Raw genomic sequence first — 15,424 nt, 5'->3', positions numbered from 1 at the left:
TTTTTTTTTTTTTTTTTTTTTTTTTTTTTTTTTTTTTTTTTTTTTTTTTTTTTTTGTTTTTTTTTTTTTTTTTTTTTTTTTTTTTTTTTTTTGTTTTTTTTTTTTTTTTTGGTGGGGGGGGGGGCGGGGGGGGCGGCGGCGCCCCCCCCCCCCCCCCCCCCCGCCCCGCCCGGAGGGGCTTTGCCCCCCGGACCCCCCTCTCTGGTTGGCAGTCCTAGGTAGTGGAGTGGTTCTGATGGCTGCCACCAACTTGCAGTCGGGGCCTGTCCCGGAATGTCTTGCTGCGCAAGTGTGCATCCTTTACGGTGCTCCGGGGGTTTGGCTGTTCAACTGATCGTTTGAAATTTGGCGTGCTGCAATGTGTTCCACGTGGAACGGGTGCGCTGGTGGGGGACGACGTGGAAGGTTCAGCACCCCAGCACGTCTCACATCCGAGAGGTGCTGGGGTGTTTCGCTGGTCAGCGGGGGATTGCGGCTGCTTCCAGGCGGGCGAGGGTTTCGGGGGTCGGCCAGTGGCGGATTTCGTAGCGGCGGGGGGACATGTGGGGGATGGGGGTGAGGCCGGTGATTTCGGCTACTGCGGGGAAGGGGACTTCGAAGAGGGTTTGCATTTGGCCGTTCTCGTCGGTGCAGAAGACGACTCGATCGGCCTCCGGGAGAAGGTATTCGACGTCCTTGCCCCAGATTGTGACGGTGTGGGGGCCGGTGTCGTCGGATAGGTACATGACGGAGCCGGCGAAGGCGGTGGCCAGGTCTTCGTGGTCGGGGTAGGCAAGATAGTCGTCCACCGCTTGCTCCAGCACTGCGGCTTGGGCTCCGTATTCGGTTATGGCCAAACCACATCGGGCGCGGAGGGCTAGCACGCGGTGACGGTGGTCGGGGATTTGGTCGAGCGGGACGACGGTGCCGTGGTCGTCGACCGTGTAGGCCTGCGGGGAAATGGGGCGCACGGCTTCGCGGTAACGCTGCTCGACGTGTTCGAAGACCGGAGCGAGGTCGTCCAGATCGGGGGCGATGATGAGGGTGTCCACGTCGGGGAGGAAGGCGATCGGGCGGTGGGTGCCGTCGCCGGAACCGGCCAGCCAGCCGGGAATCAGGGGCCACGAGGTGCAGTAGCCGTCGCCGTTGTCGGCGAAATGGATCAAGCCGTCTCCCTTGAAACCACCGGAACCGACCATGGCGGTGAGGTTTTCGCGGGCAGCGGCGAAGACTTCGTCGGCGCTGACGTCCCAACGTCGCAGGGTCTCCGAGGAGACGATCGAGCGGGAATGCGGGCGGTCGATCGCGACCAGTTCGTCGATGAACGGGAACGCGGGGCGCGAAATCGACCGCATACCGTCGGTATCGGAGTTGATCCCGAAGGTGTTGGGGCGCAGTATCGGTCGCAGCAGGGGCCGGACCTCGGGCCAGGTGTCCGGCGCGTCGTCATCGGGCACGGCGGCGACGAAATTCGCGATGCGCCGGTCCCGGTCTTCCGCGGAGAGACCCGCGGTCTCGCGATAGATATTTCCGAGGTACAGCCGGAGGCTGCCCACGGTGATCTCGAAACCGTCGGGGTCGTACTCCGCGTCGTGCTGGCCGGCGGCGGTCAGTTGGTGCAGGACGAGCGCCGCGAACTGGTCGGCGTCGGTCCCGATGTTCTCCTCCACGCGGCCACCGTAACCGGCAGGACCGACGAGTGCACAGGGGTCATTCCTCGGAGAGCGGTCCGTGCCGATCGAGGTGCAGGTAGGTGTAGCCGGTGACGATGAGGCAGACGACGGTGGCGGTGATGAGCATGGCCCAGCCGGCGACGAGCAGGCTCAGCAGGCCACCGAGCAGGGCGCCGAGCGCGAAACTCAGGTAGAGCAGGAAGTAGCCGAGCCAGTCGGCGTAATCGCCGCCGCTCATGTGGCGTTCGATGCCCTGGGCCAGCTTGACCAAGGTGCCGGTGACGTAGCTCAGGGGCACGGACACCTCGCCGTCCTTGACGAACGAGGTGTTGAGCGCGCCGACGCCGAAGGCGACGAACAGGATCGGCACGAAGTCGATGGAGGCGGTGTCGGGGTCCTGGAAGCGCACGATGTCGATGATCGAGGCGGTGGCGAGGCTGAACGTCGTCAGCAGCGTGGGACCGTGCGGATGCCCGGACCAGTAGCGCCTGCGGCACCAGGAGGCGACCACGACACCGGCGACGAACGACCCGAGCAAGCCGGCCGCCGCTGCCGCGGTGTCGTTCTGCTGATGGAAGTGGCCGAGGATGGCGCGCTCGGTGTTGCCGGTCATGAAGGTGACGAAGTAGCCGGCGGTATGCATGAACGCGGCGGCGCCGATCAATCCGGCCAATGCGGCCAGTACCCAGGACAATCTGGCCTCGTTGTCGAAAAGTGCCCGTTTGCGTGCTTCGTCCGGTTTCGGCACAGGTCAGGCTCCTTTCGAAGGTGAATGCGACTCTTCAGTGTTACCGCTCGCCGGCGGAACGCGCATGCGCAGCGCCGTGGTTTGCCAGACGGTCACCAACGCGACATCGACCGGCCGTTCGGCCGGCCGGTGGTCGGTTGGTCGGTATCCGAGCGGTAACCGAGTGACTTGAAAGTGCCGACTTCCGTGGTCAGCGGCGGTGACGCATGATGCTGTCGGTAACAATTAGTAACCGACCGAAGCGGTTGCCGAACGGCGCTCGGGATCATCGGAGCGCCGACGAGCGGCCCGTCCGTTGTGACCGGTCGCACGGAAGGAGCAGGGGCAATCCGCGCAGCCGGATCTGGCGGTCGCCGGTGGACGCCGAACGCGTCGCGGTCTGACGGCGGGCCGAGCGGGCCGCCGCCGGTTACCGTGCACGAGTGGACTCCGTGCTCGATTTCCTGCTGACCGAACCGCTCGCCGCGGCCCCGCTCGACGATGTCGCCGCGGCCTGGACCCGACATCGGGTGGCCGCGAACCGATTCGGCAAACCGGTCGATGTCGCCCTGGCCGGCGGCTTCGGCGCGGACCGGCTCGGTTACGCGTTCCTGTCCGGGTATCAGGAGGCGTTGCGCACGCTGATTCCGGATCTGCCTGCGGACGAGCTGGTCGCGTTGTGCGCGACCGAGGCGGGCGGCGGACATCCGTCGGCGATTCGGACGACGTTGGCCGAAGACCAGGGCGCCGTCCGGCTCAACGGGACGAAAACCTTTGCCACGCTTGGCATGCTGGCGCACCGGCTGGTGGTGATCGCGAGTGCCGGCGCGGACGAGGCAGGCCGGAATCGGTTGCGCGCCACCATGGTCGACGTGCGGGCCGCCGGGGTGCACGTGACGAATCTGCCCGCCACTGCGTTCGCCCCGGAGATTCCGCATGCGATGGTCACGCTGACCGACGTTGCGGCAGTGGTGTTGCCGGGCGACGGCTACCTGGATTACCTCAGGCCGTTCCGCACGATCGAGGACGTGCATGTGCTCGCGGCGGCGCTGGGCTGGTTGATCCGGGTGGCGCGGGCGGCGGACTGGCCGCGGTCCGCGCTGCAACGACTGCTCACCGCGGTGTCGGCGGTGCGCGGGCTGGATATCGATGCGCCGAGTTCGCCGGGCGTGCACATCGCCTTGGGCGGCGCGTTCGACTATGTCGGCACGGTGCTGACGGAGCTGGATTCCCTGTGGGCGTCGGCGGATTCGGCCACACGGCAATTGTGGGAACGGGATCGTCCGCTGCTCACGATCGCCGGAAGGGTGCGCGATCAGCGGCTGGCAACGGCCTGGCGATCAGTGCGACCCGAGCCGGAGCAGGCCGTGTGACCTGGTCCGAAAATGGGGAGCGGGCCTCGGCGAAGGGGGGGAGTTAGCCGAGGCCCGCGTAAGGTCGGCCCGGGGGGGAGGGGCCGACTTGAATGATCCTACGCGATGATCCGCGATTGTGTGCGCGTGGGGAGGGCCACTTTTCCAAGATTTTTTGGGTGGGCTTACTTTCTGCTTGCTCGGCGACGATTCGGGTACTCGAGATGCCTCGCGGGGGCATGGCTCGAGGGTGGCCTGGTGTTTGCCAAAACTACTGTTGCGCAGGTCGATACCTGATTTGTGCCAGCTCGGATCTGGGCCGATGGCAGTGGTGGAAAACATGCCGACCGGTCGCTGTGTGGCGAGGATCGCTGTCGGATATGGGTGATTCGCGTCCGGCGGCCGCGCACGGTGCCGCGTGTCGTTTCGGCGCGCGGATTCACGGCTCTCCCGAATCTGTCGTACCCCGGTGCGAACATGTGTTCGTGTTCACCCGGTGCGCGACCAATCGCCTCGGCCGAGCGGTCAAGGCGCTCGGCCGATTTCACGGCGGCCCGCCCCGGCCTGAGTATCGCGCGGCGGCGAATCGAGTAGTCGGCTACCCGCGACCGGTCCCGCTGCGGCGCGGGAGTATCGAACCGGTCGCACTTCGATCCGGCACCCCCGAGCACCGCCTGGATCGAGGTGCGACCTTTGTCTATCTGTGGAGAGCCGTCGCGGCAGATTTGGGGGTGGGCAGCCGCGCGCGAACTCTGTACATTGTAGAGAGATCATCTTGTCGCGGGCCGGGCTGCTCGCAACCGGGTGGTTCACTTTCCATGATCGAGAAACCGAACAAATCGGATGAAATTGTCGGTGGGTGGCGCAATACTGTCCCGAGTATCGGTAAAGGTCCCGATCCAGCGAATTCGGCAGACGCCAACGCACCGGCGTCGAGCAAATACATCCTACGAAACTCACGAACTCAGGAGAATCATGCCCGACGCAATAGTCGCCGAGGGACTGGTCAAACGATATGGCGATCTGGTCGCCCTCGACGGACTCGACCTCGCGGTCCCGGAAGGGACCGTCACCGCGCTGCTCGGACCCAACGGCGCAGGTAAGACCACCACGGTCCGGGTGCTCAGCACGCTACTGGTACCGGACGAAGGGCGGGCGACGGTCGCGGGCATCGACGTGCTGCGTGATCCCCGGACGCTGCGCTCCCGGATCGGCGCATCCGGTCAGTACGCCGCGGTGGATGAATATCTGACCGGTTTCGAGAATTTGGAAATGGTCGGGCGGCTCTATCACATGGGCGTGCAGCGCAGTAAAGCGCGCGCCCGCGAACTACTCGACCGGTTCCGGCTGAGCGACGCCGCCGACCGCCCGGTGAAAACGTATTCCGGGGGCATGCGCAGGCGACTCGACCTGGCCGGAGCGCTGGTGGCCAACCCGCCGGTGCTGTTCCTGGACGAGCCGACCACCGGCCTGGATCCCCGGGCCAGGCTCGACCTGTGGGACGTCATCGAGGAACTGGTCGCGGGCGGCACCACCCTGTTGCTCACCACGCAGTACATGGACGAGGCCGATCGGCTGGCCGACGCGATCGCGGTGATCGACCACGGCAAGGTCATCGCGCGCGGCACCGCGGATGAGCTCAAGACCCTGGTCGGCGGCGATCGGATCGAGCTGACCGTCGACCACGCGGACAACCTCGGCACCGCGATGCAGGCGCTGAAAGGCCTGGCGGACGGGGAAATTCACGTCGAACCCGGGCTGCGCCGGATCACCGTCCCGGTGTCGGACGGCTCGCAGGCGCTGGTCACGGCGATCGGCAAGCTGGCCGAGCACGACGTCAAGATCCACGACGTCGGCCTGCGGCGCCCTTCGCTCGACGATGTCTTCCTCACCCTCACCGGGCACGAGGCGGAGGAATTGGTCAACGACAACGGCCGCGCGGCCGGAAAGCTCGAAGCAGCGGAAGGAAAGACCCGATGACCACCGTGGCCTCGGTGAATGACCGGCCTTCGGCCGTCGACCGGCTCTCGATGGTGGTCAGCGACAGCCTGACCATCGCGAAGCGCGGCGTGATCAAGATCCGGCGAGTGCCGGACGTGCTGATCTTCTCGACGCTCTCGCCGATCATGTTCGTGCTGCTGTTCGCCTACATCTTCGGTGCGGCGATCGATGTGCCCGGCGTCTCCGGCGGGTACCGGGAGTTCCTGATCGCGGGCATCTTCGCGCAGACCGTGGTGTTCGGTGCGTCGTTCACCGGTGCGGCGCTGGCGGAGGACATGCAGAAGGGCATCATCGACCGGTTCCGTTCGCTGCCGATGGCCCCGTCGGCCGTGCTGATCGGCCGGACGCTCAGTGACGTGGTGATCAACGTGGTCAGCCTGACCGTGATGTCGCTGACCGGCCTGGTGGTCGGCTGGCGGATCCGCGGCTCGTTTCTGGACGCGGTGCTGGCCTATGTGCTGCTGTTGCTGTTCGCCTACGCGGTGTCCTGGGTCATGGCCTATGTCGGCCTGCTGGTCCGCGCGCCGGAGGTGTTCAACAACGCCAGCTTCATCGTGGTCTTCCCGCTGACGTTCATCGGCAACACCTTCGTGCCGAGTGAGAAGCTGCCGACCGCGCTGCGGGTGATCGCCGAATGGAACCCGGTCTCGGCGCTCACCCAGGCGACCCGCGACCTGTTCGGCAACACCAGTCCGTTGTCGCCTGAACCCACCGCGTGGTCACTGCGCCATCCCGAAGTGACCACGCTGATCTGGGTGGTGGTGATCATGGTGGTGTTCGTGCCGCTGGCGGTGCGTCAGTACAAGAACACCGTCAGCCGCTGACCGGTCAGCGCCCGTTCTCCAGGCCGGCCCCGGCGACCGGGGCCGGTGCGGAGCCGTTGCGCGAGTAACCGATCCGCGGCGGCGCCGGGGCGGGGGCGGGCGGCTGCGGGCGCTTGCTCCGGATCAGCAGGGCCACGGCACCCGCCAGCGCGACGGCGGTCGCGACGATGAGCCGGTTACGAGTACGTGCGGATACATGTAGGGGCCCCAAGGTCATTGGCCCATGCTGGCACAACCGGACCGTTCATGCAGTAGCGCCAGCTCAGCGGCGCGTAATCGGTGGCCGAACGCGGCCACGCGCCGGAGCCGACACGGGCGGCACCGGCCGGTGCCGCCGGGGTTCCCGGGCGGCGGGACCGTAGCATTGCGGCGTGACCTCACCGAATCAGACCGCTGTGGCGACGCTGCACACGAATCGCGGCGACATCAAGATCTCGCTCTTCGGTAACCACGCGCCCAAGACAGTTCGCAACTTCATCGGCCTGGCCGACGGTTCCGCTCCGTACACCACCGCGAACGCGAGCGGCGGCAGCACCGGCCCGTTCTACGACGGTGCGGTGTTCCACCGGGTGATGGCCGGGTTCATGATTCAAGGCGGGGATCCCACCGGCACCGGACGCGGCGGCCCTGGCTACGAATTCGGCGACGAGTTCCACCCGGAACTGCGCTTCGACCGCGGCTACCTGCTGGCCATGGCCAACGCGGGACCCGCGACCAACGGGTCGCAGTTCTTCATCACCGTCGGCCCCCAGCCGCACCTCAACCGCAAGCACAGCATCTTCGGCGAGGTCGTCGATCCCGAGTCGCGCAAGGTGGTCGACGCGATCGCCACCACGGCCACCGACCGCAACGACCGTCCTCTGGAACCCGTCGAAATCACCAAGATCACGATCGAATGAGCTTATGACCGCCCAGCCGCCTGCGCCGACGTGCGTTCGCCATCCCCAACGTCCGACCGGCCTGGCGTGCACGCGCTGTGGACGGCCCGCCTGCCCCGAATGCCTGCGTCCCGCGGCGGTCGGCCAGCACTGCGTCGATTGCCTGCGGCAGGAGCAACGTGACGTTCCGCCGGTCCGCACTGTCGCCGGCGCGCCGGTGGCCAGGGCGTCGCTGCCCTACGTGACCTATGCGCTGATCGCGATCAACGTCGCGGTGTTCGCGATCACCGCCGCGCAGGCGAAGAGCCTGGTGAACAACCGGGCCTCGGCGCTGTTCGCGGACTGGGTGCTCTTCCCGCCGTGGGTCGCCGACGGGCAGTGGTTCCGGGTGATCGGCTCGGGCTTCCTGCACTACGGCCCGATCCACCTGCTGCTCAACATGTTCGCGCTGTATGTGATCGGCCGCGACGGCGAGCTGGTGCTCGGCCGGCTGCGTTACCTGGCGGTCTATCTGGTGTCGTTGCTCGGCGGCTCGGCCGCGGTCATGGTGTTTTCCCAGGACAGCGCGACCGCGGGCGCCTCGGGTGCGGTGTACGGCCTGTTCGGCGCGATCACCGTGATCCTGATCCGGCTGCGGCAGAACCCGAATCAGATGCTGATCCTGATCGGTATCAACGTGTTCATCAGCTTCTCGCTGCCGGGCATCTCGCTGTTCGGCCACCTCGGCGGTCTGGCCGCCGGCACGCTCGCGACGCTGGGCATCCTGTTCCTGCCCGGCTGGCTGCGCGCGACATCGCAGGACACGGCGCGGCTGATCGGCTGGGTCGCGGTCGCGGCCGTCGCACTGGTGGCGCTCGGAGTGATCGGCGCGACCGCGATGTCGCTCACCTGATTCGCCGCTCGCACCGAAGTTGTCACCAGCCCCTGTGGATAACTCTGGCCGAAACGGATCAGCTGGGGCGTTCTCCGGTCAGCCGGAGGGTGTGGACAAGGGTGTCGTAGACGTCGTCGGGCCGGGTGCCGAGATCCCAGCGGCCGAAGATCAACAGCCGTTCGGTGCCGTCGTGGTCGACGTCGATCTCCAGCATCGGCATCTTGCGGCCGAGGCGGCGATAGTCCACCACGCGCGCCCGGATGATCTGATCGCGGGCGTATTCGTCGGCGCCGAGCGCCTTGCGCACAACCAGGCGCGGGTCGGCGCCCGGAAGCACGGAAAGCCGAGGTCGCTGTCGGAAACCCAGTCCGGCCAGCACCAGCAATCCGGCCGCGGCCAGGCCGACAAGCAGTCGGCTGGCGGCCTCGTCGGCCAGGATCGCGGCGACCGCCAGGACGACACCACCACCGGCGACCGCGACTAGCGCGGGGGTCGGCGTGGTCCAGGCGAGTCGCGGCGTGGCGTCGCGGGGCGCGGAATCTGCCGACTGGGGATCAGGAGAATCCGGTGTCACGCGTCACTTTCCCCAATCGGTCCTCGAGTTGTCCACAGGTTCATCCACAGGTGTGTATGAATGACACGTCTGTAACCAAGATGTGGTGTCCGGTTCACCGGAAACAACCCAGATGTGGTGTCAGCGCCACCGCATCGTCATGATCAGACCGACCACCATGAGGCCGAATCCGATCAGGAAGTTCCATGCGTTCAGATCGTTCATCCAGCCGATGTGGTCGGCGGCGAGGTAGTACACGAGCAGCCAGGCCAGGCCCGCGAGCATGAACCCGAGCATGATGGTGACGTACCAGACCGGCGACGGCCCGACCTTTACCTTCACCGGGGTCCGGCTGGCAGGGTTGATCGTGTAGTCGGTCTTCTTCCGGACCTTCGACTTGGGCATGACGTCCTCGTATTTCGGCGTGCAGGTCGGTACCGGCGGGGCAGGCGCGGGTGGGTCGTGCGGAGCTCGCTCGCCGCAGTGGACGAGGCTCCGGCACCCTCCGGTGTGTGTCTAGGCTATCCCAACTGGTAATGGATGCGACGCGGCGGCGTGCGGGGACGTAATCTCGGACCATGCGTGTTCTGGTCGTCGACAATTACGACAGCTTCGTCTTCAACCTGGTCCAGTACCTCGGGCAGTTGGGTGCCGAGGCCGTGGTCTGGCGCAACGACGACCCGAACCTGGCCGAGGTGGACTCCGTGGTCGCCGAGTTCGACGGCATCCTGATCAGCCCCGGACCCGGCACCCCCGATCGCGCGGGCGCCAGCATCGACCTGGTGCGCGCCTGCGCCGCGCACAACGTCCCGCTGCTCGGCGTGTGCCTGGGCCATCAGGCGATCGGCGAGGCATTCGGCGCCACCGTGACCCGCGCGCCCGAACTGCTGCACGGAAAGACCAGTTCGGTGTTCCACATCGGCGCCGGCGTGCTGGCCGGCCTGCCCGACCCGTTCACCGCGACCCGCTACCACTCGCTCACCGTGCTGGAAGACACCCTGCCCGCGGAGATCGAGGTGCTCGGCCGCACCGAATCCGGCATTGTGATGGCCATGCGGCACCGCACCCTGCCGATCCATGGCGTGCAATTCCATCCCGAATCGGTGCTGACCCAGGGCGGTCACCGGATGCTGGCCAACTGGCTCGGCGTCTGCGGCGAACACCCGGCGGAGAGCCTGGTGCAGACGCTGGAGGCGGAGGTCGCCGCGTTGGTGCTGCAATGAGCGCACGGCGGTGCGCGGGTCGGCGGCACCGTGGACCCGGAGACTGTGTGCGGCACCGGCTGACCGGCTCGTCGAAACCGTGTCTTCACGAACGGGCGCGGGGGTGAACATCGGGAGCGAGCGCGTCGCGGACGCCGGGCGCAGTGCGACCGCAATGCGTCCCCACGTGCTGCTGTCGGTCGCGGTCAGTGTCGACGGGTACATAGACGACGCCAGCTCTGCGCGGCTGCGGTTGTCGGATGCGGCCGATTTCGATCGGGTCGATCAGGTGCGCGCGGATTCCGACGCGATCTTGATCGGTGCGCAGACGCTGCGGCGGGACAATCCGCGGCTGCTTGTGGACAGTGCCGATCGCCGGGCCGCGCGGATGGCCGCGGGCAAACCGGAGTTCCCGCTGAAGATCACCCTCACGGCCAGCGGTGACCTCGACCCGGCCCTGCGGTTCTGGCACCACGGCGGTGACAAACTCGTCTACACGACCGATGCGGGCCTGCGGCAACTCGCCGACCGCCTGTCCGGGCTCGCCGAAGTGGTCTCGCTCGGCGCCGAACTCGACCTCGGCGCGCTGCTGGACGACCTCGGTCGCCGCGGCATCGGCCGGCTCATGGTCGAGGGCGGTACTCGCATCCACACCGCCTTCCTCGCCGCCGATCTCGCGGACGAGCTGCACCTGGCCGTCGCGCCGCTGCTGGTCGGAGACCCCGGAGCACCCCGTTTCCTCGACGCCGCCGACTATCCCGGCGCCCCGCACCGCCGAATGCGACTCGCCGGCGTCACGCAGGTCGGTGACGTCGCGGTCCTGCGCTATCTGCCGAGGCCGGAAACCCAGGCAGAACAGGACGTTCGGTTGATGCGGCGGGCAATCGAACTCGCGCGGCTGTGCCCGCCGAGCGACACGGCGTTCTCGGTCGGCGCCGTGATCGTGGCCGACGGCGTGGAGATCGCCACCGGCTATTCCCGCGAGACCGACGCGAAGGTGCACGCCGAGGAGTCCGCGCTGGACAAGCTCGGCGCGGACGACTCCCGGCTGGCCCGCGCGACGATCTACACCACCCTCGAACCGTGTTCGCAGCGCAGCACCGCGACCCGCCTGCCGTGCACCGACCGGATCCTGCGCGCGGGGATACCCCGGGTGGTCCTGGCCTGGCGCGAGCCCGCGACCTTCGTGGCCGACTGCGTCGGCGTGGAGAAGCTACGGCAGCAGGGCGTCGAGGTGGTCGAACTCCCGGAGCTGGCCGATGCGGCCATGTCGATGAACCGCCACCTCGATCTGTCCTAGGGCCGGCCGTAGATGGCCGTCACGAACTCGCCGAGCTGATTGTCGTCGAGGTGCCTGGCCAGGTCGGCCTCGCTGATCATGCCGACGAGGCGCTTGTGGTCGATCACCGGCATTCGCTTGACCCGGTGACTCTCCATCTCGTCCAGCACGGTTTCGACGTCGGCGTCGGCGTCCACCCAGCGCGGCGTCGACTCGCAGAGTTCCGCGGCGCGCGTGGTGGCCGGGGAACGGCCCTGCGCAATGCATTTCACCACGATGTCGCGATCGGTGATGATTCCGCACATTCGGTCGTTGTCGTCGGCGATGACGAGCGATCCCACGCCGAGTTCGGCCATCACCCTGGCGGCCCTCCCGACGGTCTCGTCCTTCGAGATCCACTGGGCACCGGGCTTCATGATGTCTCTGGCGGTCGTCATAGGCTTCCTCCTCGCTAGTCAGCACTGCTGATCCGGATGGAGCAAGACTGATTCTGCCGCCGATCACACCGACCGGTCGGTGCTTTGAGTCAACTGATCTCTACAACACAGGGTTAACCCACCCGGCACAGGCCGACTGCCGGCGATGAAACCGCCGGCAGCCGAGTCACTGATGTCGCACCTGTATCCGGCCTGAATATGCGGAGAGGCGGGTCGGCTCAGGGCGGTCCGAGGACGCCCACGCCGACCACCACGGTCCCGTTCTTCGCGATCGACCCGCTGGCCGACGGCTGCTGACTGAGGATCCGGCCGACACTGCTCGTGTCGAACGTGCCCTGCGGGGACTGGCTGATCTGGCTCTGTGTGCCGGTCCACCCTTCCGCCCGCAACTTGTCCACCGCCTGCGCGACGGTCAGGCCCACCAGCGACGGCATCTTGATCTGATCGCTGGACACCTGCACGGTGACCGTCGAACCCTTCTCCGCGCTCGCGCCGCCCGCGGGGCTGGTCGACAGCACCTCACCCTTCGGCCGGGAGGACGGCACCTCCTGGATGGTGATCTTGAATCCGGCGCTGTCCACCAGGTTCGGCTTGGCGACGTCGATGTCCTGGCCGACAACGTTCGGCACCCGCACCGATTCCGGGCCGCTGCCGAGGGTGATGACGATGGCCTTGTCCACGTCGACCCGCGAGCCCGCGGACGGATCCTGCCCGATGACCTTGTCGACGTCCTGCGCGCTGGACGGCTTCTTCTGCACCTGCGGGTCCATCTTCAGGTTGCCGTTGCGCAGCGCCACCTCGGCCTCGGCCTGGCTCATCCCGTCGAGCTTGGGCACCTGAACCTGGGCCGGGCCGGTGGAGACCTGCACGGTGACGGTGCTGCCCTTGTCCTGCCGGGATCCGCCGAGCGGCGCGGTGGCGATGACATTGCCGGTCGCGACCTTGCTGTCCGGCTTCTGCTGGATGGCCACCTTGAAGCCGGCCTGCTGCAACACATCGGTCGCCTGCTGCGAGGTCTTGCCCGAAAGGTCGGGCACCGCGACCTGATCCGGCTTGCTCCCGGGGCCGATCAGCACCCAGAACAGCGCCAGCAGCACGGCGACACCGGCCGCCGCGGCGATCCCGATGTAGAGCGTGCGGCGTGGGCCGCCCTGCTCCGGCGGACCCTGCTCGGCGGTGTCGTCATTGCGCTCGATCGTGCGGTAGCTGCGCGGCGCCGGCTCGTCCGAGCCGAAGACGGTGGTGCGGTCCTCGTCGGTCATCACCATCGGGGCGATCGGCTTCTGCCCGCCGAGCACCCGGATCAGGTCGGCGCGCATCTCGGCCGCGCTCTGGTAGCGGTTGGCCGGGTTCTTGCTCATCGCCTTGAGGATCACCGAGTCGAGCTCGCGCGGCACGCCGGGATGCACGTGCGACGGCAGCCGCGGATCCTCCCGGACGTGCTGGTAGGCCACCGCGACCGGCGAGTCACCGGTGAAAGGCGGTTCCCCGGTGAGGATTTCGAACAGCACGCAGCCCACGGAGTACACGTCGGAGCGGGCGTCGACGGTCTCGCCGCGCGCCTGTTCGGGCGAAAGGTATTGCGCGGTACCGATCACCGCCGCGGTCTGGGTCATCGGGTTGGCGCTGTCGGCGATCGCGCGCGCGATGCCGAAGTCCATCACCTTCACCGCGCCGGCCCGGTTGATCATGATGTTGGCCGGCTTCATGTCGCGGTGCACGATGCCGGCCTTGTGGCTGAAATCCAGTGCGGCACAGACGTCCGCGACGACCTCCATGGCCCGGCGCGGCGGCAGTGGACCCTGGCCGCGCACGATATCGCGCAGCGTGTCGCCCTCGACGTACTCCATCACGATGTAGGGCAGCGGGCCGTCGTCGACCTTGGCCTCGCCGGTGTCGTACACCGCGACGATGGCCGGGTGATTCAGCGCGGCGGCGTTCTGTGCCTCGCGCTTGAATCGCAGATAGAAGGTGGGGTCGCGAGCGAGGTCGGCGCGCAGCACCTTGATCGCCACGTCCCGGCTGAGCCGCAGGTCGCGGGCCTTGTGCACCTCGGACATGCCGCCGAACCCGATGATCTCGCCCAGCTCATAGCGGGAGGAGAGATTCTTCGGGGTCGTCATTGTTGTCCTTGCGAAGAGTTATTGGGCGCGCTCGGTGTGGCCGCGGGGCTACGGCCGTTGTTCCCCGGAAATGGTATGTCGATGGTGGGAATCCGGGGCAGAGTCGTGGCCGGAGTCGTCGTCGACGGCTTAGTCGTCTTCGGCGGCGTGGTCGTGCTCGGCGGCGGTGTGGTCGTCGTCGGCTCGGGCGTCGTCGTCGGCGGTTCGGTCGTGGTGGTCGGCGGTTCCGTGGTGGTGACCACCGGCGGCGGAACGGGTTTCGGCGTCGTCGTGCTGGTCACCGGCGGCGGTGGCGGTTTGGGCGCCGTGGTGGACGTGGTGGCCGGCGGCACCTTCGAGTCCGGGTTCGTGTCGCCGCCGAACATCAGGTACAGCACGAGCGCGAGCAACAGCACCGCGCCGCCGCCGAGCGCGGCCATCCACTTCTGGGTGGGGGTGAAACGCTTGCCGTCACCCTGCGCGACCTGGTTGCCGCCGGTGCCCGGGTTGAGCATGGTCGCGGGCGCACCGGCGCCGTTGGCGTAGCCCGCGTTGCTGAGGGCCGCGCCGGCCGGCGTGGAGTAGTGCACCGTCGCGCCGTCGAAATCGGTTGGCGTGGACGGTATCGCGACGGTCGGTCCGGGCGGGAGCACCCGGGTGGCGCCGGTCATCGACATCGACGGGTTGGCCCCGGTCGGGGTCGGCGGCCTGCGCCCCGCGCGGACCGCGGCCACGGCGTCGGCGAATTCGCCGCCGCGCGAGTAGCGGCTCTTCGGGTCCTTGCTCATGGTGATCTCGATCAGCTCGCGCACATTGGCGGGCAGATCGCCCGGCATCGGCGGCGGCGTCTCGCGCACATGCTTCATCGCGACGGTGATCGCGCCGTCGCCGCTGAACGGGCGGGTGCCGGCCAGCGCCTCGTAGCCGACCACACCGAGGGAGTACACGTCGCTGGCCGCGGTGGCGTCCTCGCCGACCGCCTGCTCCGGCGCGATGTATTGCGCGGTGCCCATCACCATGCCGGTCTTGGTCACCGGCGAGGCGTCCACGGCCTTGGCGATGCCGAAGTCGGTGATCTTCACCTGACCGGTCGGGGTCACCAGGATGTTGCCCGGCTTCACGTCGCGGTGCACTACGCCCGCGCGGTGCGCGACGTCGAGTGCCCGGCCGGTCTGCTCCAGCATGTCCAGGCCCTGGCCGACGGAGAGCCGGCCGAGCCGGTTCAGCACCGTGTTCAGCGGCTCGCCCTGCACCAGTTCCATGACCAGGTAGGCGGTTTCGCTGCCCTGCGGGTCGGTGGTCTCGCCGTAGTCGTAGATCCCGGCGATCCCAGGGTGGTTCAGCTGGGCGGTGGTCCTGGCCTCGGTGCGGAACCGGTGCCGGAACGTCGGGTCGGCGGAGAACTCGGATTTGAGCACCTTGACGGCCACCCGGCGGTCCAGCCGGGTGTCCAGCGCCTCCCAGACCTGGCCCATGCCGCCGGTCGCGATCAGGCGTTGCAGGCGGTAGCGGTCGGCGATCATCGCACCGTTGTTCAGCATCC

Annotated in this window: 16 protein-coding genes; 7 read left to right on the top strand and 9 right to left on the bottom strand. The window is 67.5% G+C overall.

Annotated features, from left to right (window positions below):
- The 3 genes from ACFYO1_RS41890 to ACFYO1_RS41880 form a co-directional block, all read right to left on the bottom strand.
- Positions 1 to 246 (bottom strand): hypothetical protein (locus ACFYO1_RS41890; protein WP_387244610.1); only part of this gene is annotated, 246 nt, incomplete at its 3' end.
- Positions 247 to 458: 212 nt separating this feature from the next.
- Complete coding sequence (locus ACFYO1_RS41885) at positions 459 to 1,649, bottom strand: hypothetical protein (protein ID WP_387244607.1); 1,191 nt, start codon at positions 1,647 to 1,649, stop codon at positions 459 to 461.
- Between the two features lie 40 nt (positions 1,650 to 1,689).
- Positions 1,690 to 2,400, bottom strand: coding sequence for a YoaK family protein (locus tag ACFYO1_RS41880; protein ID WP_378716927.1), 711 nt, complete (start codon positions 2,398 to 2,400; stop codon positions 1,690 to 1,692).
- Between the two features lie 422 nt (positions 2,401 to 2,822).
- Between ACFYO1_RS41880 and ACFYO1_RS41875 the strand changes: the two genes are divergently transcribed.
- The 3 genes from ACFYO1_RS41875 (at position 2,823) to ACFYO1_RS41865 (ending at position 6,556) form a co-directional block, all read left to right on the top strand.
- On the top strand, positions 2,823 to 3,752 hold the full coding sequence (locus tag ACFYO1_RS41875; RefSeq protein ID WP_387244604.1) for an acyl-CoA dehydrogenase family protein: 930 nt from the start codon (positions 2,823 to 2,825) through the stop codon (positions 3,750 to 3,752).
- A gap of 954 nt (positions 3,753 to 4,706) precedes the next feature.
- Positions 4,707 to 5,711: an ATP-binding cassette domain-containing protein gene (locus tag ACFYO1_RS41870; RefSeq protein WP_387244600.1), complete on the top strand. Its 1,005-nt coding sequence runs from the start codon at positions 4,707 to 4,709 to the stop codon at positions 5,709 to 5,711.
- A complete protein-coding gene (locus ACFYO1_RS41865) occupies positions 5,708 to 6,556 on the top strand; it encodes an ABC transporter permease (protein WP_387244598.1) in 849 nt (282 codons plus the stop codon). Before ACFYO1_RS41870 ends, ACFYO1_RS41865 begins: the two co-directional genes overlap by 4 nt.
- Before the next feature lie 4 nt (positions 6,557 to 6,560).
- On the opposite strand, the gene ACFYO1_RS41860 is transcribed toward ACFYO1_RS41865, so the two are convergent.
- A complete protein-coding gene (locus ACFYO1_RS41860) occupies positions 6,561 to 6,773 on the bottom strand; it encodes a hypothetical protein (protein ID WP_387244595.1) in 213 nt (70 codons plus the stop codon).
- A 154-nt stretch (positions 6,774 to 6,927) separates the two neighbouring features.
- Between ACFYO1_RS41860 and ACFYO1_RS41855 the strand changes: the two genes are divergently transcribed.
- Entirely contained in the window at positions 6,928 to 7,455 is a 528-nt protein-coding gene (locus tag ACFYO1_RS41855; RefSeq protein WP_387244593.1) for a peptidylprolyl isomerase, read from the top strand.
- 4 nt (positions 7,456 to 7,459) lie between these two features.
- A complete protein-coding gene (locus ACFYO1_RS41850) occupies positions 7,460 to 8,326 on the top strand; it encodes a rhomboid family intramembrane serine protease (protein ID WP_387244590.1) in 867 nt (288 codons plus the stop codon).
- 58 nt (positions 8,327 to 8,384) lie between these two features.
- Here the strand turns inward: ACFYO1_RS41850 and ACFYO1_RS41845 are convergent, their stop codons facing one another.
- Positions 8,385 to 8,882 (bottom strand): PH domain-containing protein, encoded by a 498-nt coding sequence (locus ACFYO1_RS41845; RefSeq protein WP_387244587.1) that lies wholly within the window; start codon positions 8,880 to 8,882, stop codon positions 8,385 to 8,387.
- Positions 8,883 to 9,002: 120 nt separating this feature from the next.
- Complete coding sequence (gene crgA, locus ACFYO1_RS41840; protein WP_150400480.1) at positions 9,003 to 9,266, bottom strand: cell division protein CrgA; 264 nt, start codon at positions 9,264 to 9,266, stop codon at positions 9,003 to 9,005.
- Between the two features lie 173 nt (positions 9,267 to 9,439).
- On the opposite strand from crgA, the gene ACFYO1_RS41835 reads away from it, so the two are divergent.
- Together ACFYO1_RS41835 and ACFYO1_RS41830 are read left to right on the top strand one after the other, a co-directional pair.
- Positions 9,440 to 10,084 (top strand): aminodeoxychorismate/anthranilate synthase component II, encoded by a 645-nt coding sequence (locus tag ACFYO1_RS41835; RefSeq protein ID WP_387244584.1) that lies wholly within the window; start codon positions 9,440 to 9,442, stop codon positions 10,082 to 10,084.
- A 79-nt stretch (positions 10,085 to 10,163) separates the two neighbouring features.
- Positions 10,164 to 11,363 (top strand): dihydrofolate reductase family protein, encoded by a 1,200-nt coding sequence (locus ACFYO1_RS41830; RefSeq protein ID WP_387244581.1) that lies wholly within the window; start codon positions 10,164 to 10,166, stop codon positions 11,361 to 11,363.
- On the opposite strand, the gene ACFYO1_RS41825 is transcribed toward ACFYO1_RS41830, so the two are convergent.
- The 3 genes from ACFYO1_RS41825 to ACFYO1_RS41815 all read right to left on the bottom strand — a co-directional run bounded on the left by ACFYO1_RS41825 (position 11,360) and on the right by ACFYO1_RS41815 (position 15,422).
- Entirely contained in the window at positions 11,360 to 11,779 is a 420-nt protein-coding gene (locus tag ACFYO1_RS41825) for a CBS domain-containing protein (RefSeq protein ID WP_387244578.1), read from the bottom strand. The two genes, ACFYO1_RS41830 and ACFYO1_RS41825, sit on opposite strands and share 4 nt — an antisense overlap.
- Positions 11,780 to 11,997: 218 nt before the next feature.
- Complete coding sequence (gene pknB / locus ACFYO1_RS41820; protein ID WP_387244575.1) at positions 11,998 to 13,902, bottom strand: Stk1 family PASTA domain-containing Ser/Thr kinase; 1,905 nt, start codon at positions 13,900 to 13,902, stop codon at positions 11,998 to 12,000.
- On the bottom strand, positions 13,899 to 15,422 hold the full coding sequence (locus tag ACFYO1_RS41815) for a serine/threonine-protein kinase (protein WP_387244572.1): 1,524 nt from the start codon (positions 15,420 to 15,422) through the stop codon (positions 13,899 to 13,901). The genes pknB and ACFYO1_RS41815 overlap by 4 nt, the downstream gene beginning before the upstream one ends.
- Positions 15,423 to 15,424: the final 2 nt, after the last annotated feature.

It is taken from the genome of Nocardia sp. NPDC006044 (assembly GCF_042871115.1).
Taxonomy (GTDB): Bacteria; Actinomycetota; Actinomycetes; order Mycobacteriales; family Mycobacteriaceae; genus Nocardia.
Note: the sequence above shows the minus strand (reverse complement) of the source record. Positions and strands in the feature narration are given on the sequence as shown.

Coding starts and splice junctions, on each gene's coding strand:
- pknB (WP_387244575.1), bottom strand. CDS start 13,902: ATGACGACCCCGAAGAATCTCTCCTCCCGCTATGAGCTGGGCGAGATC.
- ACFYO1_RS41860 (WP_387244595.1), bottom strand. CDS start 6,773: ATGACCTTGGGGCCCCTACATGTATCCGCACGTACTCGTAACCGGCTC.
- ACFYO1_RS41850 (WP_387244590.1), top strand. CDS start 7,460: ATGACCGCCCAGCCGCCTGCGCCGACGTGCGTTCGCCATCCCCAACGT.
- ACFYO1_RS41835 (WP_387244584.1), top strand. CDS start 9,440: ATGCGTGTTCTGGTCGTCGACAATTACGACAGCTTCGTCTTCAACCTG.
- crgA (WP_150400480.1), bottom strand. CDS start 9,266: ATGCCCAAGTCGAAGGTCCGGAAGAAGACCGACTACACGATCAACCCT.
- ACFYO1_RS41815 (WP_387244572.1), bottom strand. CDS start 15,422: ATGCTGAACAACGGTGCGATGATCGCCGACCGCTACCGCCTGCAACGC.
- ACFYO1_RS41870 (WP_387244600.1), top strand. CDS start 4,707: ATGCCCGACGCAATAGTCGCCGAGGGACTGGTCAAACGATATGGCGAT.
- ACFYO1_RS41825 (WP_387244578.1), bottom strand. CDS start 11,779: ATGACGACCGCCAGAGACATCATGAAGCCCGGTGCCCAGTGGATCTCG.
- ACFYO1_RS41865 (WP_387244598.1), top strand. CDS start 5,708: ATGACCACCGTGGCCTCGGTGAATGACCGGCCTTCGGCCGTCGACCGG.